At 57.1% G+C, this 23,328-nt stretch carries 22 protein-coding genes and 1 pseudogene; 14 read left to right on the top strand and 9 right to left on the bottom strand.

Annotated elements, in window-relative coordinates; genetic code table 11:
• Nucleotides 1-8: 8 nt before the first annotated feature.
• From ACL2XM_RS06775 to ACL2XM_RS06765, 3 genes are read right to left on the bottom strand one after another with little or no spacing between them, the layout of a single operon-like run.
• Complete coding sequence (locus ACL2XM_RS06775) at nucleotides 9-842, bottom strand: hypothetical protein (RefSeq protein WP_413730221.1); 834 nt, start codon at nucleotides 840-842, stop codon at nucleotides 9-11.
• Nucleotides 835-1,614, bottom strand: coding sequence for an AfsA-related hotdog domain-containing protein (locus ACL2XM_RS06770; RefSeq protein ID WP_413730220.1), 780 nt, complete (start codon nucleotides 1,612-1,614; stop codon nucleotides 835-837). The genes ACL2XM_RS06775 and ACL2XM_RS06770 overlap by 8 nt, the downstream gene beginning before the upstream one ends.
• A 27-nt stretch (nucleotides 1,615-1,641) precedes the next feature.
• Nucleotides 1,642-2,256, bottom strand: coding sequence for a hypothetical protein (locus ACL2XM_RS06765; RefSeq protein WP_413730219.1), 615 nt, complete (start codon nucleotides 2,254-2,256; stop codon nucleotides 1,642-1,644).
• Between the two features lie 224 nt (nucleotides 2,257-2,480).
• Here ACL2XM_RS06765 and ACL2XM_RS06760 point away from each other — a divergent pair, with 224 nt between their 5' ends.
• Complete coding sequence (locus ACL2XM_RS06760; RefSeq protein WP_413730218.1) at nucleotides 2,481-3,401, top strand: LysR family transcriptional regulator; 921 nt, start codon at nucleotides 2,481-2,483, stop codon at nucleotides 3,399-3,401.
• 121 nt (nucleotides 3,402-3,522) lie between these two features.
• Here the strand turns inward: ACL2XM_RS06760 and ACL2XM_RS06755 are convergent, their stop codons facing one another.
• A complete protein-coding gene (locus tag ACL2XM_RS06755; protein WP_413730217.1) occupies nucleotides 3,523-4,770 on the bottom strand; it encodes an MFS transporter in 1,248 nt (415 codons plus the stop codon).
• A 578-nt stretch (nucleotides 4,771-5,348) separates the two neighbouring features.
• Here ACL2XM_RS06755 and ACL2XM_RS06750 point away from each other — a divergent pair.
• The 10 genes from ACL2XM_RS06750 (at nucleotide 5,349) to ACL2XM_RS06705 (ending at nucleotide 13,945) form a co-directional block, all read left to right on the top strand.
• Complete coding sequence (locus tag ACL2XM_RS06750; RefSeq protein WP_413730216.1) at nucleotides 5,349-6,251, top strand: LysR family transcriptional regulator; 903 nt, start codon at nucleotides 5,349-5,351, stop codon at nucleotides 6,249-6,251.
• Between the two features lie 473 nt (nucleotides 6,252-6,724).
• Complete coding sequence (locus ACL2XM_RS06745; protein WP_413730215.1) at nucleotides 6,725-6,937, top strand: AlpA family transcriptional regulator; 213 nt, start codon at nucleotides 6,725-6,727, stop codon at nucleotides 6,935-6,937.
• Between the two features lie 49 nt (nucleotides 6,938-6,986).
• Nucleotides 6,987-7,865 carry a ParA family protein gene (locus tag ACL2XM_RS06740; RefSeq protein WP_413730214.1) on the top strand — a complete coding sequence of 293 codons (879 nt, stop codon included), beginning with the start codon at nucleotides 6,987-6,989 and terminating at the stop codon, nucleotides 7,863-7,865.
• Nucleotides 7,849-8,112, top strand: coding sequence for a type II toxin-antitoxin system HicA family toxin (locus ACL2XM_RS06735; RefSeq protein WP_413730212.1), 264 nt, complete (start codon nucleotides 7,849-7,851; stop codon nucleotides 8,110-8,112). Before ACL2XM_RS06740 ends, ACL2XM_RS06735 begins: the two co-directional genes overlap by 17 nt.
• Nucleotides 8,105-9,829, top strand: a complete 1,725-nt coding sequence (locus ACL2XM_RS06730; protein ID WP_413730211.1) for a ParB family protein — start codon at nucleotides 8,105-8,107, stop codon at nucleotides 9,827-9,829. The genes ACL2XM_RS06735 and ACL2XM_RS06730 overlap by 8 nt, the downstream gene beginning before the upstream one ends.
• 15 nt (nucleotides 9,830-9,844) lie before the next feature.
• Nucleotides 9,845-10,405, top strand: coding sequence for a DUF2857 domain-containing protein (locus ACL2XM_RS06725; protein WP_413730210.1), 561 nt, complete (start codon nucleotides 9,845-9,847; stop codon nucleotides 10,403-10,405).
• Between the two features lie 3 nt (nucleotides 10,406-10,408).
• Nucleotides 10,409-11,629, top strand: coding sequence for an STY4528 family pathogenicity island replication protein (locus tag ACL2XM_RS06720; RefSeq protein ID WP_413730209.1), 1,221 nt, complete (start codon nucleotides 10,409-10,411; stop codon nucleotides 11,627-11,629).
• Between the two features lie 403 nt (nucleotides 11,630-12,032).
• Nucleotides 12,033-12,860 (top strand): PFL_4669 family integrating conjugative element protein, encoded by an 828-nt coding sequence (locus ACL2XM_RS06715; RefSeq protein ID WP_413730208.1) that lies wholly within the window; start codon nucleotides 12,033-12,035, stop codon nucleotides 12,858-12,860.
• Complete coding sequence (locus ACL2XM_RS06710; protein WP_413730207.1) at nucleotides 12,857-13,384, top strand: DUF3158 family protein; 528 nt, start codon at nucleotides 12,857-12,859, stop codon at nucleotides 13,382-13,384. Before ACL2XM_RS06715 ends, ACL2XM_RS06710 begins: the two co-directional genes overlap by 4 nt.
• Nucleotides 13,385-13,456: 72 nt before the next feature.
• Nucleotides 13,457-13,945: a single-stranded DNA-binding protein gene (locus ACL2XM_RS06705; protein ID WP_413730206.1), complete on the top strand. Its 489-nt coding sequence runs from the start codon at nucleotides 13,457-13,459 to the stop codon at nucleotides 13,943-13,945.
• A gap of 90 nt (nucleotides 13,946-14,035) precedes the next feature.
• Here the strand turns inward: ACL2XM_RS06705 and ACL2XM_RS06700 are convergent.
• From ACL2XM_RS06700 to ACL2XM_RS06680, 5 genes and pseudogenes are all read right to left on the bottom strand, one after another.
• Nucleotides 14,036-14,321 (bottom strand): annotated as a pseudogene (locus ACL2XM_RS06700) (DUF4113 domain-containing protein); the annotation flags it as partial.
• A gap of 587 nt (nucleotides 14,322-14,908) precedes the next feature.
• Nucleotides 14,909-16,204 (bottom strand): rhodanese-like domain-containing protein, encoded by a 1,296-nt coding sequence (locus ACL2XM_RS06695; protein ID WP_413730204.1) that lies wholly within the window; start codon nucleotides 16,202-16,204, stop codon nucleotides 14,909-14,911.
• A 47-nt stretch (nucleotides 16,205-16,251) separates the two neighbouring features.
• Nucleotides 16,252-17,916 (bottom strand): AMP-binding protein, encoded by a 1,665-nt coding sequence (locus ACL2XM_RS06690; RefSeq protein ID WP_413730203.1) that lies wholly within the window; start codon nucleotides 17,914-17,916, stop codon nucleotides 16,252-16,254.
• Nucleotides 17,913-19,367, bottom strand: coding sequence for an acylating sulfoacetaldehyde dehydrogenase (gene sauS / locus ACL2XM_RS06685; protein WP_413730202.1), 1,455 nt, complete (start codon nucleotides 19,365-19,367; stop codon nucleotides 17,913-17,915). The genes ACL2XM_RS06690 and sauS overlap by 4 nt, the downstream gene beginning before the upstream one ends.
• The gene (locus ACL2XM_RS06680; RefSeq protein ID WP_413730201.1) at nucleotides 19,364-20,335 is read right to left on the bottom strand and encodes an aliphatic sulfonate ABC transporter substrate-binding protein; all 972 of its coding nucleotides are present in this window, start codon (nucleotides 20,333-20,335) and stop codon (nucleotides 19,364-19,366) included. Before ACL2XM_RS06680 ends, sauS begins: the two co-directional genes overlap by 4 nt.
• Nucleotides 20,336-20,723: 388 nt before the next feature.
• Between ACL2XM_RS06680 and ACL2XM_RS06675 the strand changes: the two genes are divergently transcribed.
• Genes ACL2XM_RS06675 through ssuB form a run of 3 tightly spaced genes read left to right on the top strand, consistent with a single transcriptional unit; the run spans nucleotide 20,724 to nucleotide 23,283 of the window.
• A complete protein-coding gene (locus tag ACL2XM_RS06675; protein ID WP_413730199.1) occupies nucleotides 20,724-21,662 on the top strand; it encodes a sulfonate ABC transporter substrate-binding protein in 939 nt (312 codons plus the stop codon).
• Between the two features lie 38 nt (nucleotides 21,663-21,700).
• On the top strand, nucleotides 21,701-22,492 hold the full coding sequence (gene ssuC / locus ACL2XM_RS06670; protein ID WP_413730197.1) for an aliphatic sulfonate ABC transporter permease SsuC: 792 nt from the start codon (nucleotides 21,701-21,703) through the stop codon (nucleotides 22,490-22,492).
• Nucleotides 22,489-23,283, top strand: coding sequence for an aliphatic sulfonates ABC transporter ATP-binding protein (gene ssuB / locus ACL2XM_RS06665; RefSeq protein WP_413730196.1), 795 nt, complete (start codon nucleotides 22,489-22,491; stop codon nucleotides 23,281-23,283). Before ssuC ends, ssuB begins: the two co-directional genes overlap by 4 nt.
• Nucleotides 23,284-23,328: the final 45 nt, after the last annotated feature.

Here is a 23,328-nt window from a genome sequence, read left to right as displayed (position 1 = left end):
TCTATTCCTTAATCAAAGGTCGTGAACTCACTGAATGAGAGTGTCGGAAGTTTCAGATGGGCATGAATATCACCGCCTAAACCGTATAATCCGATGGCTCCGCCGTAGCTTTGCTGACAGCTCATAAATAACACCACCACATTGATAATCCGATTACGGTTTTCTCCATCAGCAGGGAATGGATTCGGCAACTGCGCCCAGTATTGTGCATCCCCGCTGGCGTCAGTCATAAAGACATTAGGAATGCCTAACGGTCCGGGGCGACTGGGTAAAATAGGGTCGAGATCTCTTTCTCGCTGGCTCATCACGGTGTACACACTGTCGGGAACCAGTCCTTTAAAGGTGAAATCAAACCGTGCAGAGCGTTTATCTTCACTGACAGAGACGATTAACTCTCCCTGTGCCTTAACCCAATCCGCTAATGTAATGGCCGGTAATTTGCGTCTCCCATCCATGGAGCGATAATCGGCAATATGCCCTTCATGCAGCGGCATCGACGGCCTGACGTCCAGCGCTGCTAGCGGTCTTTGTTCTGGAGAAAAAAGCATGGGATAGTTATTCAGTGGCAAAGGTAATGGCAGCGCAAACAGCGTTATTTCTGCCAGCTTCGCCTCAGTCAATGTATCGATATCTTGCTTTATTTTATAAGGCAATATTTTACCGAACGGCGGCAGCGGACTCTCTTTATCAACAATGGCCGCCCCCCAACTCATACCGGTGTCTTTCGAGATCTGACCGATGACGACAAAATTACCCTGCGCGTCCATGACCTCTGCCGGGGGATAAAGCGGCCCCTGCGTGGTCCCGGCCAGGGTATAGCGCTGGCCGTGTAATTCAGACATGTGTGCTTCCTTTGATAGCCATGGAGGGGTCAATTTTCGATTGCAAGACAGAATGCGTCATACCGGTTGCCAATATTTCTTCCCGTTCACTGATAACGACAGAGGGATAAACCGTAAAAGAAACGTCCATGGATGAGCACAGGGTCGTATGTTGAGAAATACGAACGATCGCTTTAAAGCGTGAACGCCGTTCATTAATGTCTTTTTCCAACAGTTCGTAATATATCAATGCCGGCAATGGGAAAAGGAAATTATCAAACTTCATATTCATTTCATTAATGACGTAATATGTGCTGACAGTGTTATCAGCCATATAAAACTCATCGGTAATGGCAATAAAGGCTTGGCGACTCGCTTCAACCAATATCATGCCCTGAATATGTTTGCCTGTTTGATGATCGGCCATGAGTTCACAGCGCTCATCAATCGAAAGTGGCATAACATAAAGATCTTCACTCACTCTGCCCGCGGTGCCAATCAAAATATTATGGTACAATTCTTTGTGAGAATGTACATTTTTACCCGTGGTGGCCAGTTGTTGCAATTCGGTCAGATCCAGTTTATTTTCATGATGTTTATTTCGTTCCTGGTTATCTAATACCTTCCCGGCATAATCTTCTCGGACACCTTGTCCTACAATGAATTGGCTGGCCGTATCAATAATATTTGCCGGGATCTGAGTGATTAAATCCAGTTGGCTGATAGTAATGATATCCCTGCCGTTAGAAAATTCGCTGAATTTATCACCAACAACAATTATTTTTTTAGTCATGACAAATTCTCATAATAGGATGAAGTTTTATAAACCTACGATAGAGCGATAAAATCGGGTATAAAGACCGTCATTGCCACCGGTGATGTAATTATCACCAGCTTGCTGAATAATGGTCTTATAACGCTCGTTGGTGAAAGCTTTCTTGTAAGCCTCTTTATTGCCATCAAATGCCGAGATAAACATCACACCTGGCTGCCCGCTGATCAAAGAGTGATAAGCTCCGAAACTAACAATTTTATCTTTATTATCGCGAACCACGTTGAAGATGGTTTTTTCACGCCATTGACGGTATTGTTTGTAATTTTCGGCAGGGACTTCAACATGCCTTAATTGCACATATTCTGTCTCAGGTAAATCAGTCTGCGATTCAATGGGCGCTTCGACATATTTTACCAATTCACGGCGAATATCGCCTACCAGGTCGCTGGCAAAAAGAGTAAATGCGCTCTCTAATTCCGCTTCCTGGGTGGCAATTTCCGCAAGGGTAGTGAACGCGCGCAGTTCCAGCAGTTCATTTAAACCCGGTTCATCTGAAATAAAATACCTTTTGTTACTGCTGTTAACCAGTGAGGTGAGAACCTGTTTGTCTGCATTAGCTTTCAGCGGAAAGCGCGAAATGAGTACATATTTGGATGACATAGTAAAGCCTATATTATGTTTTGTGTGAGAGACTTCACACTATCCTTTTACTCATTGATGAGAATTGCTACTTTTGTAATATAATTTAAGTATCACGGATTTTTGTTTGGGGTGTCTACCAAAAATAAAGTCCTTACGTTTCTGCCAACTGAAAAGGGTTATCTTATTGTATCTATTATTCTCTTTTCCCTGGAAGATGGTAGAAAAGACGCTGGAGATCCAATATGATTCACCCAGAAGAAAAACTTCCTACAATCAAACAATTACAATGTTTTATTGCGGTGGCCGACGAGCTGAATTTCCGGCGCGCAGCGGAGCGTATGAGCATGACGCAGCCGCCGCTTACCCGTCAGATCCAGTGTTTGGAAGATGTTATTGGCAGCCATTTGTTCACCCGAGATACACATCAGGTTCATTTAACGGAGGTCGGGCTCAAGCTTGATAAGCAGGCCAGGCAACTGATCGACCAGCTTTCACAGGTTATGAAAGGGCTGAAAGTCGTTAGTGACAGGGTCAAAATTGGGATGACACGAACGCTGGATTTCACATTGATCCCAACCATTAATACACATTTGCAAAAGCTGATCGATGCTGATGATATTTTCTCTTACCAGCTGACGTCAAAACAACTATTACATATCCTTGAGCTCGGCAATCTCGATATTGTCCTGACGGGCGAAAAACCCGCAGGTAATCTCAATGATTTCGTCTTCCATTGGCTGCATCAAGAACCCCTGATGTTGGCGATGCCATCTGCTCACCCTGCCAGTATTCAAGAGCGTGTGTCGCTCCAGGATGTTGCTGATTTATCTCTTTATTGGTTTAACCGTAGTGCCAATCCGAGTTTCTATGATAAGTGCGAGACTGTATTTCAAGGCCTGCCGTTTACACTTAAACGTAAACCGGATGACTCATTGTTGACGCTAGCCCATGTCTCTCGGGGGGAAGGTATGGCGCTGATGCCAAAGTCTATGTGCCTGTCGTCGCGCAAAGGCTTATGCTATAGATGTCTGGACGCTCAGACTGGACAAAAACTGAATATCGATGTGTATATGGTGACACGGAAAGGGAAAATACGTGCTCAGGTCCTCGCCGCGGTAGAACAGTTATTAGCCGGTGTTGCATCTGAGCCCTTTGAACCATAATAGTGGTTAGATATTTGCTAAAGCTCAAATAAATTTTTAGGTATAATCATGTCCTGCCGATTAAATTTCCTGAATTGCCGTACGCAAATCATTTTACAGGATACATTATTATCTCTCCGCTTCAATCTATAGCGGAAATGTTAGTGCCTTTGTTCACTGCTCTGCGAGCCATGATAATGCACAAAACTGACAGTAATGCACAAAATGTACTAAACAGGATAGAAGCCGAGTAGGTATGGCTCAGGTCAAAAAGAAGTCCTCCTAGACTGCCGCCGGCGACTGCCGCTACGCCAACAGAAATATAGAGCGCGCCCAGAATGGCGCCCAAATTTGTCGTACCATACCATCCTGCCGCCACTGCCGGATAAAGTGCGATACACCCGCCATTCGCTACACCGAACAACAAGGCAAAAATCGCAAGTGACCAAAAACTATGGGCCTCAAGCCAAAAAAGATTTAGCAGTGCCAATGAAAAGGTCAAATACTGCAACAGCCGGCGAGGTCCCATACGATCCCCTGCCCGGCCCAAAAACAAACGTCCTGCCACGTTGCCGACCCCGATCAATCCTATCAGCAAATTCGCCTCACTGGCGGAAAGGCTGAACTGCCGCGCATAAGGATTGATATGTACCAGAGCTAAAAAAAGTCCGACAGACCCCAGGAATATGGCGCTGAAATACCACCAAAAAGGCGCCGCGGTGACGGCCTCTCTAAATCCCGAGCCCGCTGATGCCTTCCCGCTGCCCGGCGGGCTATTCTCATTTTTTTTCTCGCCATCCGGCAACAAACCATAAGCTTCCGGTTTACTTCTCATCAGGCAACCCGCAAGCACACCGGAAATCAAAATGAAAACAGCAAAAATGCGTAGGGTGGCTTCCCAGGACAGACTTTGCATTAACCATCCCGCCGCAGTCGGCCCAATGAACGTCCCCACGCCGGTTCCCGCAAGGGCTATTCCGGACGCCTGGCTGCGCCTGGTTATAAACCACCGCTGTGTCGTCGTTATCGCCGGGACATAGACCAGACCAACGCCCAGGCCAACCAACAAACCAAAGCAGAGAATAAACCAGTGCAGAGAAAACGACAAAAAGCTGCTGGCAAAAAAACCCATGGATAACAATGCAATACCGGTTATCACCACCGCACGGGGTGACAGTCTATCGGCAAGGGTGCCGGAGAAAACACCGACAATATAATAAAGCAATGCTGTTAGTGAAAAGATGGACGCGACGGAAAAACTCCCTGCCGAAAAACTTGACTGAATATGCGAAAAAAATGCGCCAAAAGAATAAGCCGCGCCAAAAATCAGTGCCAGTAAAATATGTGTGGCGTAAACCACGTACCATCCAAAAAATCGGTTTTCCTTCATATTCAATCTGCCATTTTTTAGCCTACAAATGATTTTAACGAGGTACGCGTTTCTTCTCGTAAGAATACATGAACTACCTCCAAAGTAGTCCAAGTTTTGGTCCGTACCCACGGGAGATCACTTTTGCAACGATGGCGACACGTTCCCGACCCTGCCGATCTTTTCCCCGGAAAATGCGATCATCAATATAATGGAATCCTCTGCCCAATTTAGACGCTCTTTCTTTACCGAGTCTTCGTATTAGCAGCTTTTTGCCTAATCCCCCAGTAGCGACGCTGCCCACCACCACACCTATACAACAACTGCCGTAATCGCTCGCCAAGGTAGAATGCGACGATTTTTCGCAACTGTGCGCATAGACCACCATTTCTGTTGCTAAGGCTTAGGATCTCGGTACGTGGGATACGCTACCAATCTGACATCGACTTAGAGCAGGACGAATGTCTATCTCTTGACCAAACTCACCTATTGCCTGCTACCAGATCAAACGCATTCCAGCGTGAGATCATAAGCAACTAAAAAAAAAAAGACCCCCATCGCTCACCGGAACTACCCACTTTCACTAAAGGAAATATATTATGAGAATTCGTCACCTTAGATATTTTATGGCTGTCGCAGAAGAGCTTAACTTCACACGTGCGTCGGTACGCGTGCATATTGAACCGTCCTCCCTGTCCCACGCCGTCCATGAGATGGAGTCACAACTTGGCGTCAGGCTGATTAATCGGACCCAAGGGAGTTTACAACTGACGTGGCCTGGCGAAGTACTACTTGAGGAAACTCGCCGCATGCTCTCTTTTTTCGAAAACGCACAATCCCGTGTACAGGCGGCCTCTCAGGGTCTGTGCGGACGGATCCGCCTTGGCCTGGCCGATAGTCTTGCTCAACCCCCATTGACAAGACTGCTGGCGAGAAGCCGTGAGGAAGACCCCGGCACCGAGATCCGCATCATGGAGATGACGACCAGCGAAATGCTCCGTGCCCTGCATCATGATCAGATTGATATTGGCATCACCCTCGATGATGAACGCCAGAATGGATACATCAAGTATAAGGTCTGGAGTGAACGTCCGGCAGTCGTTATCCCGACGCATCATCCCCTGCTCAGCGTCAGAACGGTGGCCCTGCAAAACGCTATTCAAAATCGCCTCATACTCTGCCACCCCGAAAAATGCTCGGGCGGCTACAAAGTCATATCTCGCTGGTTTTCAAGCAAAAACCTGCCTCTTCCAGACATCGCTGAATATGTATCCGGGCATGAGCAAATGATCATGCTGGTGGCCGCGGGTTACGGTATCGGCATAGGGCTGGCATCTCAACTGGCCCTCTATGCGCATCCAGACGTCATTGTCAGACCGATGCAAGACGATGTTCCCGACACCTCGACTTTTTTTGTCCTGCTGGAACGCGATCCTGAGCCCGCCATTGCGCGATTCCTGCACCGAGCCGGTGAAATGAACCACTTCTCTCAAAGCCAATGATGCAAACTCGTTCACAGTGGTAAGGCATGGCAAAAGTCAATTGACCATGCCTTTTTTATCATCAGCCCAAGAAATTTTTCAAGTTGCAATCTTTGACGCATATCACTTTTTTCATATTGATAAATTAATTTAAACAAAAAATGTAACAATTATTCCCATTTCCACCTGCGCGCATCCGCTAAATTTTTTGGCCTCACCACCTTGTTTTTCTCATTACACCCCTCGCCTGTTAAAAATTATTGACGACAAGGTCGTTCAAATTTTAATCAATTATTTTCTTCAACAAAACTGTTCATTCCTAATTCGTGCCGTCTCTCCACTGGTGTCAGCCTAACTCAACGTCTGAGTCAGGCATGCAGGACACAACAATACGGTGAGACGCTTGAACCTTTTGTTTGCTGCGTTTTTGTGTTGGTTTTCCTCTAATACGGGTCAGTCCCAGGAATGCCACACGGCATTAAGGAGTGGCCTGTATGTCAAATCAAGATAACGACCCGGCCCAGGAGCACCGCATTCTGCGGCGCGCCGAAGTCGAAATAAAAACGGGGTTCAAGCGCGCCCATATCTACAACCTGATGAAAGAAGGCAAGTTTCCCAAAGCCTTGCGCCTCGGCGTACGCGCGGTGGGCTGGGACTCCGCTGAAATCGATCAGTGGATCATCGAGCGACTGAAAGATCGCATCTGAACGTCTTCCAACGAGGACCATTTCCTTCCATTCAGCGAGGAGTGCGATCATGCAGGTTGTCTCCATTATCTCGACCAAAGGCGGTGTGGGTAAGACGACGACCGCGGCCAATCTCGGCGGCTTCGCCGCGGACGCCGGCCTGCGTGTGCTGTTGCTGGACCTGGACGTGCAGCCGACCCTGTCGAGCTATTTTTCGCTCGCGGCGCGGGCACCCGCCGGCATCTACGAGTTGCTGGCGTTCAACGAACAACGCATTGAGCAACTGGTCTCGCATACCGCTATCACCGGACTGGACCTGGTCATTTCCAACGACGATCGCAGCGAACTCAACACGCTGCTGCTGCACGCACCCGATGGACGCCTGCGCTTGCGACATCTGCTACCCGCCCTGGCGCCGCGCTACGACCTGCTGCTGATCGATACCCAGGGGGCGCGCAGCGTGTTGCTTGAAATGGCCGTATTGGCATCGGATATGGTGTTGTCCCCGGTCACGCTGGAGATCCTGGCCGCCCGCGAGTTACGTCGTGGCACCCTGCAGTTGATCAAGGATCTGGCGCCCTATCGCCGTGTGGGCATCGTTCCGCCACCATTGAGCCTGCTCATCAACCGCATGCATCCGGTCTCGTCCAACGCCCGGTTGATCCAGCAGGCCCTGAGGATGATGTTCCAGGAGCAGGCTGCGGTACGCGTGCTTAACACCGGCGTTCCCGCCCTTGAAGCCTACCCCCGCGCCTCAACGCGGGGACTTCCTGTTCACCGGGTGGAGTACCGGCAGCCTATCGACCGCATCGCGCCCGCCGCACTGGAGACGATGCGTGCGCTGGCATGCGAACTGTTCCCGCACTGGCATGACAGGTTCGCCCTCGTCACCGGTCGCGTCAGAACGCGCATGACGACGGGAGGACCTGTCCATGTCGAACATCCATGAGTTGATCCGGGGGCACAAGCAACTGCGCGCGGTCATTGAGTTCGCACTGGCTGAAGGCTGGCGCGTGGTGCGTACGCACGGCGGCCATCTGAAATTCATCCGGCCCGGCTATGCCACCATTTACACCGGCTCGACGCCAAGCGACCACCGGGTCGGACGTAACGCCCGCGCGCGACTGCGCCGCGCCAAACGTCAAGCGTCGGAGCTTGCTAGCCGGTCTTCCCTGCGGGAGGACGGCCATGGCTGAACTGACTTCACAAGGCATGGCCGACAAACTGCTATCGGCAGGTTTCGAACGCAGCGGACCTTCCGCCGCAGCGCTCAGCGACCCGATTGCCGATACCCCGATGGTGGTCACGCTTGACGAACTGCGCCCCTATGAACTCGACCCGCGCCGGACGCGCAATCCCCTCTACGAGGAGATCAAGGCCTCTGTCCGCGAACGAGGACTCGATGCCCCGCCCCCGATTACCCGCCGGCCGGGCGCCGAACATTTCATCATTCGCAACGGCGGCAATACGCGACTGGCCATCCTGCGCGAGTTATGGGCCGAAACTAAGGAAGAGCGTTTTTTTCGTATTTCCTGCCTGTTTCGCCCTTGGCCGGAACGTGGCGAAATCATCGTGCTGACCGGCCACCTCGCTGAAGACGAACTTCATGGCAGGCTATCTTTTATCGAGCGGGCGCTCGGTGTTGAAGAAGCCCGCGAATTCTACGAGCAGGAAGATGGACGTTCCCTGTCGCAGTCCGAGCTGGCCAGGCGTCTTTCGGCGGACGGCTACCCGATTCAACAGTCGCACATCAGCCGCATGCAGGACGCCGTCCGCTACCTGCTGCCCGTCATTCCGACGGTGCTCTACGGCGGGCTTGGCCGCCATCAGGTCGAACGCCTTGGCGTGTTGCGCCGGGCCTGTGAGCGCGCCTGGGAAGCACATTCTGCAGCCAAACGACTTCCTATGGATTTCGCCTCTTTTTTCCAAGACGTGCTGGCGCCGTTCGACGCAGGTTCCGACACCTTCTCGCTGCAGCGTGTCCAGGACGAGTTGATCGGGCAGATGGCTGAATTGCTGGAGTTGAACTACGACACGCTCAATCTGGAAGTCATCGAGAGCGAACATCGCCAGCAGGTGTTGACCAGTCCGCCCGCGCCGAACACGCCGCCTGCGGCGGAGCCACGCACTAAACCGTCCCTTCCGGCAACCCGCTCCCCGGCCCCATCCGAGGCTCCCGCTGCAACACCCCGACTCCGTCCCGGCAGTGCGTCCACCACTGCTCCGGAGACGACCTTCATGCCACCTGCGGGCGAGAAGGAACCCTCCACGCCCGGACCGGACATCCAATCGTCGGAAGAAACACTTCCGGCGGGGTACGCGCAGCAGGAAGAGCAGGAAGAACGCCTGCTGGGACATATCATCTCGCCGGCGCCCACTACCGATCGTCTGCAATCCATCCAGCGTCTGGTCGCCGATCAGTTGGGCGACCAGGTTACTGATTTTGCCGACAATGTGCTACAGGCCATCCCGATCCAGGTCGGCGGGCTCTATCCCATCACCGATGTCTGGTACATAGAGCCAGGGCTGGAGACACCGGAGCGCCTGCGCGTCCATATCGCGCAGTTCGCCCGCGAGATCGCTGGGGAAGCCTCGGCGACCGACTGGATCACGCTCTGCGATGACGGTATCGGTTTCGTATGTACCTCACCTTCACCGCCTCGCGATGCTGCCTCATTCCCTGCATTCCCGCAGGCGGTACTGACTCTGCTGGCTGCCTTGGCTAACCCCTCCGCGCTGCCCGAGAGGCTTGATCACCCTGTGCCGCCTGACGCACTGGCCGCCCTTCTGTATGGGCATGGTGATACTATCGCGCGGCTCAGTGACGAGGCGTTGGTGAAGCTCTTCCGACTACTGCGTCTGGCGCGCCGCCTGCTGGATCTCGAAGCAGGTTCTGCGCACGACGACGGTTGAGGATGGGAGGCCAACATGTCGTCACCCCATCCCCTGAACCAGGCCGTCATCGCGCAGGCCCTGCATGACCTGCGCAACGGACAGCTGCGCCGTTGCAAAGCAATGGGATTCGGCGAGAAAGAGCTCGATGCCCTCAAGCATCCGGCACTGGTCAGCCTGCTGGTCAACGCCTCGGTGTCCTGGTGCACGGTATCCATCAATCGTGAGGCACTGCTCCGGCTGTTGGATCAGGCACAGGACATCGGCAAAGAGGTTGAAACCATTGACCGCATGCTGCGCCTGGGGGCCAGCACGGAGATGGTCAGCCGCTATTTTGGCCTCACACACCAGGAAGTGGCGCTACGCCGGGATATTCTCGGCCTGCCCCGGCGCAAGGGTCGCCATCCCGTCCTGGATGAAGCCCAGGATGCAGCATTGTGGCAGCAATGGAAGGATGGCCTGCAGCAACACGCCATCTCGCCCGCAGACGAGATGGCGATGCTGCCCCTGGCCATGGAGCTTGCCGAGAACATGGTGCTGCCCATGTCGGTTGTCTGGGCCGCGGTACGACAATGGGTCGACCAGGGGCTGGTGTAGACCATGAGGCTGGATGGCACCTCCCAGCACCACGGATCCGTCGATTTGTCCGAACTCTTCGATGACGCCCTGCGCAAAGTGACTCCGCCACCTGAGTCATCTGCGTCTTCATCCTTCAAAGATGGCATGCTTTACAGCGGCAACCGGCACGAAAGCGTTCCCCGCGCGTTATTTCTTGATGCGCGCCTGACGCCGCTGGAGCGCAATGCCTGGCAAGTGTTCCGCCTGCAACTCAATGGCGATGGCCTCACCGCGTTCCCCACCTATGACCAGTTGCGCCCCTGGCTTGCGTCCATGCCCTGTGGGCCGCAGGCTTCGCATGAAACCGTGGCACGTGCCCTCACGCTCCTGCGGCTGACCCGCTGGCTCAGCCTGGTGCGACGTCGCCGTGACCGCAGGTCCGGCCGCATCCAGGGGAATGTTTATGTGCTGCACGACGAGCCCGTGACCCCGTTCGAGGCTATGCAACTCGATCCGGATTACCTCGGCCTGGTCAGCCAGTCGCTGACGCATGCGGCCAAGGCCGTTCAGGTCACCGGCCGCAACACGCTCAGGGAAATCGCCGCGGACCCACTGCTCAGCGGACGAACCCTACCCACTCGTCTACAGGTGCTGGCGCAACGTATGGCCCGACAGGAGGGGAACGTCACACGCGCACACGAGGCGCAGGCCGTCCACGAATCCGAAGACGGGGATGACGACCTTCTTCGGATTCGTGCTCCCCTCACTTCGGAATCCGAAGCCGGGCCGGAAGTGCCGCCTGACGCCCGTCTTCGGGATCCGAAGACGGTCCGTACAGTACGTATTACAGAAAAAGAAAAAGAAGTACGTACTGTACCGCGTGCGCGTGGGTTGCCGAACCTGAAACTGCCTGAACGTTTTCTTGCACTGAAGGAGGAACAACAGGCTGGCGCGCTGGTTGCCCTGCAACAGGTCGACTCAGGCCAACGGCAAGCCGTGCTTGACGAATGGGCGGTGCGTTGTCGCCGCGGCGCCGCGGTGCGCAACCCGGCCGGCTACCTGTTCGGCATCATTCAGAAAGCCATCCGCGGCGAGTTCAAATCATGGGTCGTCGCCCAGGCCGAGACGTGTCCGCTTGCGACACCGTCTCCGGCATCGCCCTCGGCCAACACAGCGGCGCCGCCGGCTTCCCGCGAGGCGGCCTTGCAGCATATTGCCCGGCTGCGTGCCCTGCTGCATATCCGCTCGCGTCCGGTATGCTAACGGAGATTGCCGGCGACAAGGACTGCAGGCTATCCCCGGGGGATAAGTCCGGCTCCCATGGCATATCTGGCATCGAGGAAGATGACCGGCACGCGAAGTCGGCCGGCTTCGGTGCTATCCCCAGGGGATAGCTGATTGATGCCACACCACCGAGGGATGGCGGCCGCCGATTCAGCCAATTCTCACTATCCCAAACTATCCCCAGGGGGGTAGGTCCGACCCCTGCGTCGTCCGGCATCAAGGAAGAAGCCGGCGTGCGAGGACCACCTATCCCCTGGGGATAGGTGTGATACCTGCCATGCCATCGCAAGAATCGGGATAGCGCCAAGTGCGGTTTTCCGACTGACAGCCTTCCATGCTATCGCGATGCTGGCGACTCGTTCTTCAACTGCGAGGCGTCTCCATGGCAAACAACGAACCTCTGCAACTCAACCTCGGGTCATTGCGCAGTGCGATGACACTGACGCTGCATACGCACCACGCATCCCGTATCTGGCACGGCCGCGCTGCCAGCGATGGCCGGCCCAGCATCGTTGGCCTGGCCGGCTACGTCTCGGTCATGAACAAGCTCAAACGCGGCTCGGAACAGGACGATCCCTACAGTGACGAATGGATGCTACGCATCGAGGAGAAGCTTGAGCAGACTCGCGCCACGCTGCATACCCTGCGCGAACAGGTGGATCTGGCACTGGCCGATGTTCCCGCAGCCCTGAGCCTAGGTGAGAATTTGAACGTTCAGCCGGTCAAGCTGCCGCTGTTCGTCAATTCGCAATTGGGTTTCATGGCGGTCTACCTGCTGGCGGATTTCGACGATATCGCCCGCAAGCTCATCCTGGCACATCACACCGCGCTCATCGACCGCAGCACACTGGAGCGCTGGCTCAACGATGGCGCACATGCCTTGCGCAGTCTGTTTTCATTGGCCCAGCAGTTTCGCTACTCAGGCACCACGCGCGACGATTTCGCCGCGAACAATGCCGCAGCCCGCGCCGCGCTTGAGAAATATGGGCCGCTGCCGCAGGCCGTGCTCGAAGGCACCCGACGCTCACGCTTCGCCCCACCGCTGCTGCGTCGTCCGCCGCCGTCGGCCATGACCACACGCTCAGACAGCTCAGCAACGGCTAAGGATGAGGGGGCCGTTCTCGCAACCGAGGGGGCCAGCGTCTTGGCTGAGGTATCCAATGACACAGCTGCGCCTGATGATTCCGATGATGAGGAACGATCTGAATGAGTGGCCCGAACCGTTTTGTCAGTCTGGAACAGGCGGACTTCCGCGGTCTGGAACACGCAGCCTATCTAAAAGGCCTTTTAAGACCCTTTAAGGGTAAGGGGGGTCTGGAGGACTGGGCCAGCCAGTGCCATTCACTGCGCGACAGTCTGATTGGCCTGGCGCAGCGGCGCGTTTTGTCGCAGACACACCGTCCCCCGTTCAACCTGCTGTCCATTGCCCTGGCCCAGCAGGCCACTGGCGCAGGGACCACCTTTCTGCGCTGGCGCAACCTCGACCGCTCGCGTATGGGCGTGGCGCTGTGGGAAGAACTGATGGACCGCACTTCACTCGTCGCCTTGTTGGACGATCTGCTCGCTATTGAACAGCAACGCATCGCCCTGAACATGCAAATCAGCCTGCTGCATACCCTCAGCCGCCAGGCCCAGGAATGCGCCAGCAAGATGGCCCAGGCTGAAGAGGTCTACCTGCGCCGGATGAACGCGCTCACCGACGCAGCACACTCGTATTACCGGCCACAGCCCTGATCCGCCTCGCTGCAGCACACCCGCGCAGGCTGTGACGGTGCGGGCCTTTCAACCACCACGGAGATCGCAACCATGAGCACCTATTTTATCAACGAGGGCAATATCGGCTCGCCGCCTGAGTTCAACGAATACCCGAACGGCAACGAGGAGCCACGGCGGGTACTGCGCCTCAACGTCTACTTCGACAATCCTGTGCCCACCAAGGACGGCAGTTACGAGGACCGCGGCGGTTTCTGGCGGCCGGTCGATTGGTGGCATCGCGATGCCGAGCACTATGCCACGCTGTTCCAGAAGGGCATGCGCATCGTGGTTCAGGGGCGTGAGGAGCGCGACGACTGGACCGATGAAAACAACAATGCCCGCACGACCTATCGCATCAACGCACGCAGCGTGGGGATCCAGCCCTACCGCATCGAGTCGGTCAAGCTCGCCCCGAAGTCGGCGTCCTCATCAGCATTACCCCCCACCGGCGGAGCCAGCGCCAACCGAATAGGCTGGGTGCGCAGGACGGTCATTGTGATACGGCCTTCCGTTTACCCGCAAGCTATCCCCTGGGGATAGCTTGCGCTTCTCCTAACTGACCGGACGCGCCGTAATCACTCTCTTTCGCGCCGTCTGCCCGGCACATTGTTATACAAACAGCACGCAACCTTATCTGGCAACAGGCAAATCAGCGTAGCGGGTTGTATAAGTCGGTGAGAGCATGCCCGTTTCATCACCCATGATTTTTTCTGCACACCCTGACCGGCGAACCAGACCTTGCCCTTTCTGATCTGTTTCAGCCCGTCCACCATATGCGTCAGCGCGGCACTGTTCTTTTGAGGTTGATGCTCGTCGAACAGGTTGAACTGCGCGACACCTAGCTGTAGAAGCCAGCCAGCATCACGCCGGCCTTCAAGTAACGGTGCCCTGCGTTCCAAATCCGATCGAGCCGTCTTCCAAGTCAACAACTTTGACAGCGTTTCGCTCGATAATTTTTCTCCTTTGGCGGCCGCTTATAAAGCACTTACGCTCACAGGATGCCCGGTCGGGGAAACCGTCTTGCACTTAAACAGAGCTAACTGGTTTTTATCAGATAATTTTTATCATAGGGCTGCTGCGTATGCAGCACTCCATAACATAGATAAATCAGTTTTCTCACCGCCGCGTCCAGCGCCGACATCTTGGCCTTTCCTTTCAGCAGCAGTCGCTCATAGAGCACTTTCACATGAGCGTTGCAACTGATATATAAAGCTTGGCCCTGGCCCTCATGCTCGATTGCAGCAGTCCGGCTTGAACTCCCTTGATGCGCGTACCCCCGCCAATCCCTGGCCGGCGGATCACAGACCCAACGTGTTCATGGCCCTGATGGAGAGCATAGGCAGTAATATGCTGGTTTTTGATCCTATGCCGGACAATAAAAAAAATCGCTATATCCCGAATCCAGGCGGGAGGTCACGGTCTGGGGAGTACCAGATGATTTTACCCCCCGCCTGGGGGGTAAAATTATATCGTCTACTAAAAGAAATAACCAAAATTTTATTCTTAAAATGTCAGCACAAAAAATCCATGGCTACCGTCCCGCTCCAGCTGTGCCACCAGTCCCAGCTCCCAGGAGATATAGTCCTGCATGGCCCGGGGGGAATTACCGGTGCCTTCATAGGGACGGCGGTAGCGCCGGGGCAAAGGACGCGGCGATTGGAATGCCGCTTCGTCCGGCGACAGTTCCGGCAGTGGCGCGGTCCAGGGGCCGGATACGGTAAAACCGGCATCCTCCCCGTCAAGCACCCAAACCTGCCAGCCCATTTGCGCCAGCCAGGAAGCGGTCATATCGGCACGCGTCCCGCCCCGGCCATCCGTCAGGACTATACGCGCCCCGCGTACGCTGGCGTAGTGATCGGTCTCCTGCACCAGCTGTCCGCCGGGGACCGGACGGGCCGCCGGAAAATGACCGGCGGCATACTCTTCCGGCTGTCTCACGTCAAAGACATAGGTGGTGCGATCCGGCTGTGTCAGCCAGCGCTGCAGTTCGCCGGCACCCAGACGTTTCACTCCGGCCCGATCCGCCACCCGCCTTGCGGCGACGGCGGCAACCCGGCCCGCCGTTTCGCTCACAGCGGGGTAACGGCGCCGTTGATGGTGCTCCAGCGGTAGCCCGGCCAGCATCCAGCCGATGGTGCCGTTGCGCAATGCCGCCACCGGGTTGGCAATACCGGCATTAATCAGCGACTGGGCGCCGATAATACCGCGGGTGCGTCCGGCGCAGTTGACGATAATGCGGGTGGTGGGGGATGGTACGAGATCCCGGACCCGCAATACCAGCTCCGCCCCCGGTACGCTGATACCGCCGGGGATGTTCATGGTCTGGTATTCATCGAAACGCCGAACATCCAGCACCGCCACATCCTCGGCGGCGTCCAGCAGCCGTTTCAGCTCTTCCGCCGCCAAAGACGGCGTCTGGCGGCGGTGCGCCACCAGTTCGCCAAACGCTTTGCTGGGCGAGTTGACGTCGATAAACAGTTCGCCGCCCGCCGCCGCCCAGCCGGCCAGTCCGTCCGCCAGCAAAGCCACATCCAGGTAACCCAGCGCCTGCAGCCGGCGCGCGGCGACGGCTGCCAGTCCCTCGCCGTTATCATATAGGGTCACAGGAACGGAGCGCCGGGGAATGCGCGCCATGACATCAGCCTCCAGCCGGGACAAGGGGATATTGGCGGCGAACAAGGGATGCCCTTCGGCATAAGAAGCTTCCTCGCGTACGTCCACCAGCGCCACTTCCTGCCGGTTCAACAAGGCCTGGCGAATTTCGTCCGCCTGCCTGCGGGGGAAAAGGGGGTTGGTCATGTAAAAATACTCCTGAATCAGATCAATCGAGTAGCGATATGGCTACATCAGCCATGGGGGAATCTGGCGCAGAGCGCCAATCGCTGCACTTTACCCGAGCCACCCCGAGGTAATGCCGTAACGATATAAAAACACACCGGCGCTTTGAAACTCCCCAACCGCTCCAGGCACCATGCCCGCAATCCGGCCTCATCCAGAACCATGCCGGCCCGCAATACCAGCGCCGCCGCGATATTTTGACCGTAATCGGCATCGGGTATCGCAAAAGCGGCCGCGTCACTCAGGCCGGGGAAATCCGCCAGCGCCTCGTCGATTTCCCGCGGGGCGATGTTTTCTCCGCCCTTGATGATGATCTCTTTCATCCGCCCGGTAATGAAATAGAATCCGCGCGCGTCGCGATAGCCAAGATCGCCGGTATGCAGCCAGCCGCCGGCGTCAATGGCCGCCGCGGTTTGTGCGCTGTCCAGATGATAGCCGGCCATGATGTTTGGGCCCCGCAGGAGGATTTCGCCGCAGCGATTATCCGCCAGCCGCTCCCCGCCGGGACCGGCAACGGCGGTCTCAATGCCGCAGGGCAAGCCGACGCTGCCATATACCCGGCCGGTATGGGGATTGCAGAATGCCAGCGAACCCGACTCCGTCATACCCATGCCCTCGATGACCGTTATGCCGAACCGCTGCTCGAATTGCCGGTGCCGGGCGGGCGGCAGCGGCGCGGAGGCGGAGCGGGCGAATTTGACCCAGGGATAGCGGGCATCGCCGTCGGAAGCGCCGTGCAAAAGGAAGGCTATCATGGTGGGCACCAGGTTGAGCCAGGTGCAGTGATAACGCGCCACCATGCCCCACCAGCGGGAGACGGAAAAACGCCGCGGCGCCACCAGACTGCCGCCGCTGACAAAGGGAACCAGCGTCCCGATGACCTGGCCGTTGATGTGGTAAAGCGGCAACGCGCACAGCAGACGATCCTGCGGCGTAAGCCGATGCCAACGTGCGATGCGTTCCGCCGCGGCCAGCATATTGCCGTGGGTCATAACAACCCCTTTGGGCAGGCCGGTGGTGCCCGAGGTATACATCAACAGCGCCGGGCTCCGGGCGGACAACTGCCGCGGACAGGCGGCCGGATCGTCGGCGGGGTGCGGCTTGCAGATGACCGCATCGTCCATCGGCAGGTCCCGTTCGCGGATCACCATCAAGGGACGGCCTGCCGGCGGCAGGCTGTCCAGCACCCTCCGCAGGCGAGGGGCAGACTCCCGGCTGGTGATGACGGTTTTAGTGCCGCAATGGGTGATAATCCACGCCAGGGCCGTGTCGGCGGCCAGCAAACTCAGGGGCACCGGCACGTAACCCGTCAGCATGCATGATAGGCAAAGCGCCACGGTGTCAAAGCCGCCGGGCAGCAGCAGCGCGATATGATCACCGGGCCGGTGGCCGGTGGCCATTAACCGCTCGTCCTGGCGCCGGGCGGCCAGGGCCAGCTGTGCGAAGGTGAGGGTGCGTTCGGTCTCCGGACAAATCAGGAAAACCCGATCGGCGCCCTCACGCAGATGCCGGGCCAGCACCGCCGGCAGCGAGTCGGCGGCGTCTGGCGCCGCGTCCTCCTCTTCGGTGCCTGTGTCGCCCCGCGCTGCTCTCTCTGCTTCGGCGCCGGTGTTGCCCAAGGCCGCTTCTTCGGCTTCGGCGCCGTTCACCGTTGCTTCGCCGCTGCCCTTCACGATCCCTTCCTGCGCAGATAATCGCCGAACAGCCTATCCAGCGAAGGGATATTTTCCTCTATGGGGCGCGAGATGCGGACCTTATTATAAAAATGCCGGTAATTGAGATTGTCGGAGAAGTGATTTTTGCCCCAGGTGCCGCAGCCCAGGGTCAGGGTAAAGGGCAATCCGTTATCAAAATTGCCGCCGGCGGCAAAACTGTGGGCTTGATTGACGATAACGCGGCTCACCGGCAGGGTGAGTCCCGCCGTCAGCGCCTCCGCCGGATCGGTGCCGTGCAGGCCGACGGAGTGGCCGGCCCCTTGCCAGGCATAAAGCGCCCTGACCCGGTCGCATGCCTGGTGAAAATCATCCGCCCGATAGGCGGTTAACACCGGCGAAAGTTTTTCACCGGAAAAGGGAAAGCGTTCGCCCACCCCCTCTTCCTCGACGATGAAAAAACGGGCACTCCGGCAGGCGGATCGCGTTAATCCGGCCGCTTCAGCCAGCAACAACGCGGATCGGCCCACCCGATCCCGCGCCAGCTTGCCGCCGCCGTCGGGCCAAAGGACCCGTTGCAGCCGGGCCTTTTCCCGTGCCGTCAATACCACGCCGCCCTGTGCCGCCAGGGCGTCCAGCATCGGCCGGTAGCGGCCGGACGGGATGATGATGCTGTTTTCCGCGGAACAGCTGGTGGCGTTATCAAAGGTTTTCGAATCCGCTATCTTGCGGGCGGCCGCGGTCAAATCCGCCGATTCGCTGATAATCGTGGCCACGTTGCCGACACCGACGCCGAAGGTGGGCGTACCGCTTTGCGTCGCGGCCCGGACATTGGCCTGGGAACCGGTGACGATAACCAGGTCCGCCGCGCCCATCAGCAACTGCGTGTGCTCGCGGCGGACGGGGGCGGGCAGCATTTGCACCAGATCGCGGGGAACCCGCAGGACATCCAGCTCCGGGTAGATTAGCGCCAGCAATCGGGCGCAGCTGGCGGCCCCTTTCGGCGACGGCGCCACGATAACGGCGTTGCGGCATTTCACGGCATTGATAATGTTATTGATTACCGTGGCCACCGGGTTGGTAGAGGGCGTCACGGCGGCCACGACCCCCACCGGCCGCGCAATGTCGACGATCCCGCGCTGCGGATCTTCGCCAATCACGCCGACGGTTTTTTTACCGTGCAGATCCCGCAGCAGCCCCAGCGTCTTGCGATGATTTTTGATGACCTTATCTTCGACATTGCCCAGACCGGTATCCTCTACCGCCAGGGTTGCCAAGGCCCGGTTATTGGCGGGATTGATCACCGCCCAGCCCAGGGCGCTCACCACCAAATCGATTTGCTCCTGGCTGTAACCGTCTATCCGCCGCTGCGCCTCCCGCGCCCGCGCCACCAGGGAGTGAATCAGCCGGGCCGGCGCCGTTTCCTCCCCGGCCGGGGAGAGGGAGGCCGGCGAGGGTGTCGCCGGGCTCATTTCGCGGCGGCCGGCTGCCAGACCGGCACCGCCTGGGCATTAATGTGTTTAGGCAATAATCCCGCGGCAAAAAACGCGTCGGCGATGCGCTGCTGTTCGCCGAGGCTCTCAAGGGTCACCGGTTTTACCTGATAGGTGCGATGGGCATTGGCCTGTTCCACGGTGGCCACGTCCAGATTGCCCCATAACGGTCCCAGCAATTTCGCCGCAGCGGCCGGATGGGACTTGACCCAGGCGCCGGTGTGTTCCAACTGCCGGTAAATCAGCTCCAGGATCTCGGGATGCTGCCGCGCATAGGAACTGGACGCCAGATAATAGCGCTGATAGCTGGCCAGCCCCTGCCCCGGCGCCAGCACGCGGGCATGCTGCCGGCGTTCGGCGGCGGCGACAAAGGGTTCCCAGGTTACCCAGGCGTCCACCTGCCCGGTTTCAAACGCCGCCAGGCCGTCCGCCGGGGTCAGGTAAGCCGGGGTGATATCATGGAATGTCAGGTGGGCCTTCGCCAGGGCAACGATGAGCAAATAATGGCTGCCCGCCGCTTTGGTGACCGCGATGCGTTTGCCTTTCAAATCTTCCAGGGATTTCAGCGGTGAATTTTGCGGCACCAGGATTGCCTGGGCATCCGGCGAGGGCTCTTCACGGGCAAAATAGGTCAAATCGGCGCCGGCCGCCTGGGCGAAGACCGGCACGGTATCCGCCACGTCGGCGGAGACATCCACATTACCGATATTCAGGGCCTCCAACAGCGGCAGGCCGCTGGAAAATTCATACCAGCTGACCTTAATTCCCCGGGGAGCCAGTTCTTTTTCCAGCGTGCCCTGCAATTTCACCAGGGTCAGCAAGGTGGAGGATTTTTGATAACCGATACGCAGAACGGTTTCCGCCCGCGCATTGAATTGAATCAATAAAGCCAATAAAGGAACGGCGATAAAAATAAGACGGCGCAAGGTAAACGTAAAGCGAGACATAACGGTATCCGACAAGAATAGGTAATAGTAAGCTCCAAGAGTTGCCCTGTACTGTCAAAGTATATAATCAACTTTAGATAGTCTATTTTATCCCTTAATATCCGGTCCGGTTCCCGGCCTTGCCGGCAGGCTTTCGCCAGGAGGGAAAACGCTCAACGCCGCCTTGGATCCGGCATTTTAGAAACACAAAAGCCCTTTAAGATAAACATCCATATAACAACATTACTTTATTAGAATATTTTCATACCGGCTATTAACAGCGGCCCTATATTTATGAATATGATTTTTCTTTTAGCAAAAGAATATCTATCCAAAGCTGAAAATAACATTTACCGAACAATTTCCCGCGCTGTTAGGATTTTCTTTTCACTCATAAAGATGGAAAGAAATGATGAATCTGCGCGGCGGTATTGCATTATTGCTTTCATTGGCCGTCTCGGCCGGTGCCTATGGCGCCGATACCCTGCGTATCGGCTATCAGAAATCCGGCACCACCCTGGTTTTGCTGAAAGGGGAAGGCTCGCTGGAAAAAAGCCTGGCCTCGCAGGGCATAAGGGTGAAATGGACGGAGTTCCCCGGCGGTCCGCAACTGCTGGAAGGATTGAACGTCGGCTCCATTGATTTTGGATTTACCGGCGAAACGCCACCGGTATTCGCTCAGGCCGCCGGGGCCAATCTGGTTTATATCGCCAATGAACCGGCCTCGCCCACCGCGGAAGCCATTCTGGTGCCGAAAGAGTCCGCCCTGCGCAAGGTGGGGGATTTGAAAGGTAAAAAAGTCGCGCTGAATAAAGGGTCGAATGTGCATTACCTACTGGTGCGGGCGCTGCAGGAAGCCGGCCTGAGCTATGGCGATATCACCCCGGTCTATCTCTCCCCCGCCGATGCGCGCGCGGCCTTTATCCAGGGCAGCGTGGATGCCTGGGTGATTTGGGATCCGTTCGCCGCCGCCGCCGAACAACAGCTGCAGGCGCGGACCCTGCGAAACGGCCAGGGCATCGTGGATAACTATCAGTTTTATCTCGCCACCCGGGACTTCGCCACGGCCCATCCCCGGGTGATTACCGAGCTGGTCAGGCAAATCCGGCTGGTGGATAAGAAGGCCGTTGAAGACCCCGCGGCGGTAACCCGCCAGGTGGCTCCCCTGCTGGGGCTGCCGGAGAATATCACCCGCATTGCGGTGGAACGGCAAAATTATCAGGCTGCGTTTATTACCCCGGCGGTGACCGCCGGCCAGCAACGGATTGCGGATACGTTCACCCAATTGAAATTGATTCCGCAAAGCCTGAATGTCTCACAAGCCGTCTGGACGCCGCCCGCACAGTAGCGGCGGACCGTCCGATGCGCACCTTACAGGAGCACGGGATGAAACGCATTACCCTCGAGCTTTCCGAACGTCTTGCGCCCTGGCTGCTGCCGGTGCTGTTAATGGTATCCTGGCAAGCGGCGGTGAGCGCCGGCTGGCTGTCCAGCCGGATCCTGCCGGCGCCGAGCGCGGTGGTCACCGCGGCCTGGCGGTTAATGTACAGCGGCGAGCTATGGCAGCATTTGGCCATCAGCAGTTGGCGCGCCGCGGTGGGATTCGCCATCGGCGGCTCCATCGGTCTGCTGCTGGGCTTTATCACCGGCCTGTCCCGCTGGGGGGCGCTGCTGCTGGACAGCACGGTGCAGATGATTCGCAACGTGCCGCATCTGGCGCTGATCCCGCTGGTGATTTTGTGGTTCGGCATTGATGAATCGGCAAAGATTTTCCTGGTGGCCCTCGGCACGCTGTTCCCCATTTATCTTAATACCTACCACGGCGTGCGCAATGTGGACGCCGGCCTGGTGGAAATGGCCCGAAATTACGGACTGTCGGGTTTTTCGCTGTTTTATCAGGTTATTTTGCCCGGCGCCCTGCCTTCCATACTGGTGGGAGTCCGTTTCGCGCTGGGTTTCATGTGGTTGACGCTGATTGTGGCGGAAACCATCTCCGCCAATTCGGGCATTGGCTATCTGGCCATGAATGCCCGTGAATTTTTGCAAACCGACGTGGTAGTGGTAGCCATTATTTTATACGCCATCCTCGGCAAGGCGGCGGACAGCGCCGCCCGGGCGCTGGAACGCGTCTGGCTGCGCTGGCATCCGGCTTACCAGAAGACGAGGGCAACGGCATGAGCGTTAACGTCTACCCGGTTAATCGCGGCATCCCCCTGGCATTGCGCCAATTGGAGAAGTCTTTCCATGGCCACCGGGTGCTGGGCAATGTGGATCTCGCCATCCCCGCCGGACAGTGCGTGGCCATCGTCGGGCGCAGCGGCTGCGGCAAAAGCACCCTGTTGCGCCTGCTGGCCGGTCTTGACCGGCCGGACCGCGGCGATCTCTCCTCCGGCAATGCTCCGCTGCGCGCCAGGCAAAACGATATACGGCTGATGTTCCAGGACGACCGGTTATTACCCTGGAAAAAGGTCGTGGATAACGTGGGCCTCGGCCTGGGCAAGGACGCCAGGGAGCGCGCCCTGGCCGCTCTTGACACCGTCGGATTGGCCGGGCGGGCCGGCGACTGGCCTTCCACCCTGTCCGGCGGGCAGAAGCAGCGGGTGGCGCTGGCGCGGGCTTTGATTCATCGTCCGCGCCTACTGCTGCTGGATGAACCCCTGGGGGCCCTTGATGCGTTAACCCGTATCGAGATGCAGCGCCTGATTGAGACCCTGTGGCGAGAACAGGGTTTTACCCTGCTGCTGGTGACGCACGATGTGCATGAAGCGGTGACCCTGGCGGATCGGGTCATCCTGCTGGAGCAGGGGCATATCGGCCTGGATATCGCCATCGATTTGCCACGTCCCCGCGGCCATGGGCAGGCCCGGCAGGCGGCATTGGAAAGCGAAATCCTGGAACGCATCTTTTCCAGCGGCGTTCAGGGCGCGCAGGGAGACGGCACGTTGCGCTCCGGGAGCGTTAATCAATAGACCCGCCATAATTCAAGCTGCAGGTGTGTTGGCTGTGTGACTCGG

It is taken from the genome of Sodalis sp. RH20, assembly GCF_047324205.1.
In the GTDB taxonomy this organism is placed as follows: Bacteria; Pseudomonadota; Gammaproteobacteria; order Enterobacterales; family Enterobacteriaceae; genus Acerihabitans.
This window is presented reverse-complemented; position numbering and strand designations above follow the sequence as displayed.

Bases quoted from the DNA above. Each gene is read 5' to 3' on its own strand.
- ACL2XM_RS06760 (WP_413730218.1), top strand. From the start codon at position 2,481: ATGATTCACCCAGAAGAAAAACTTCCTACAATCAAACAATTACAATGT.
- ACL2XM_RS06725 (WP_413730210.1), top strand. From the start codon at position 9,845: ATGTCGTCACCCCATCCCCTGAACCAGGCCGTCATCGCGCAGGCCCTG.
- ACL2XM_RS06740 (WP_413730214.1), top strand. From the start codon at position 6,987: ATGCAGGTTGTCTCCATTATCTCGACCAAAGGCGGTGTGGGTAAGACG.
- ACL2XM_RS06705 (WP_413730206.1), top strand. From the start codon at position 13,457: ATGAGCACCTATTTTATCAACGAGGGCAATATCGGCTCGCCGCCTGAG.
- ACL2XM_RS06750 (WP_413730216.1), top strand. From the start codon at position 5,349: ATGAGAATTCGTCACCTTAGATATTTTATGGCTGTCGCAGAAGAGCTT.
- ACL2XM_RS06730 (WP_413730211.1), top strand. From the start codon at position 8,105: ATGGCTGAACTGACTTCACAAGGCATGGCCGACAAACTGCTATCGGCA.
- ACL2XM_RS06735 (WP_413730212.1), top strand. From the start codon at position 7,849: ATGTCGAACATCCATGAGTTGATCCGGGGGCACAAGCAACTGCGCGCG.
- ACL2XM_RS06675 (WP_413730199.1), top strand. From the start codon at position 20,724: ATGATGAATCTGCGCGGCGGTATTGCATTATTGCTTTCATTGGCCGTC.
- sauS (WP_413730202.1), bottom strand. From the start codon at position 19,367: ATGAGCCCGGCGACACCCTCGCCGGCCTCCCTCTCCCCGGCCGGGGAG.
- ACL2XM_RS06770 (WP_413730220.1), bottom strand. From the start codon at position 1,614: ATGACTAAAAAAATAATTGTTGTTGGTGATAAATTCAGCGAATTTTCT.
- ACL2XM_RS06755 (WP_413730217.1), bottom strand. From the start codon at position 4,770: ATGAAGGAAAACCGATTTTTTGGATGGTACGTGGTTTACGCCACACAT.
- ACL2XM_RS06715 (WP_413730208.1), top strand. From the start codon at position 12,033: ATGGCAAACAACGAACCTCTGCAACTCAACCTCGGGTCATTGCGCAGT.
- ACL2XM_RS06720 (WP_413730209.1), top strand. From the start codon at position 10,409: ATGAGGCTGGATGGCACCTCCCAGCACCACGGATCCGTCGATTTGTCC.
- ACL2XM_RS06745 (WP_413730215.1), top strand. From the start codon at position 6,725: ATGTCAAATCAAGATAACGACCCGGCCCAGGAGCACCGCATTCTGCGG.
- ACL2XM_RS06695 (WP_413730204.1), bottom strand. From the start codon at position 16,204: ATGACCAACCCCCTTTTCCCCCGCAGGCAGGCGGACGAAATTCGCCAG.
- ssuB (WP_413730196.1), top strand. From the start codon at position 22,489: ATGAGCGTTAACGTCTACCCGGTTAATCGCGGCATCCCCCTGGCATTG.
- ACL2XM_RS06765 (WP_413730219.1), bottom strand. From the start codon at position 2,256: ATGTCATCCAAATATGTACTCATTTCGCGCTTTCCGCTGAAAGCTAAT.
- ACL2XM_RS06680 (WP_413730201.1), bottom strand. From the start codon at position 20,335: ATGTCTCGCTTTACGTTTACCTTGCGCCGTCTTATTTTTATCGCCGTT.
- ACL2XM_RS06710 (WP_413730207.1), top strand. From the start codon at position 12,857: ATGAGTGGCCCGAACCGTTTTGTCAGTCTGGAACAGGCGGACTTCCGC.
- ACL2XM_RS06775 (WP_413730221.1), bottom strand. From the start codon at position 842: ATGTCTGAATTACACGGCCAGCGCTATACCCTGGCCGGGACCACGCAG.
- ssuC (WP_413730197.1), top strand. From the start codon at position 21,701: ATGAAACGCATTACCCTCGAGCTTTCCGAACGTCTTGCGCCCTGGCTG.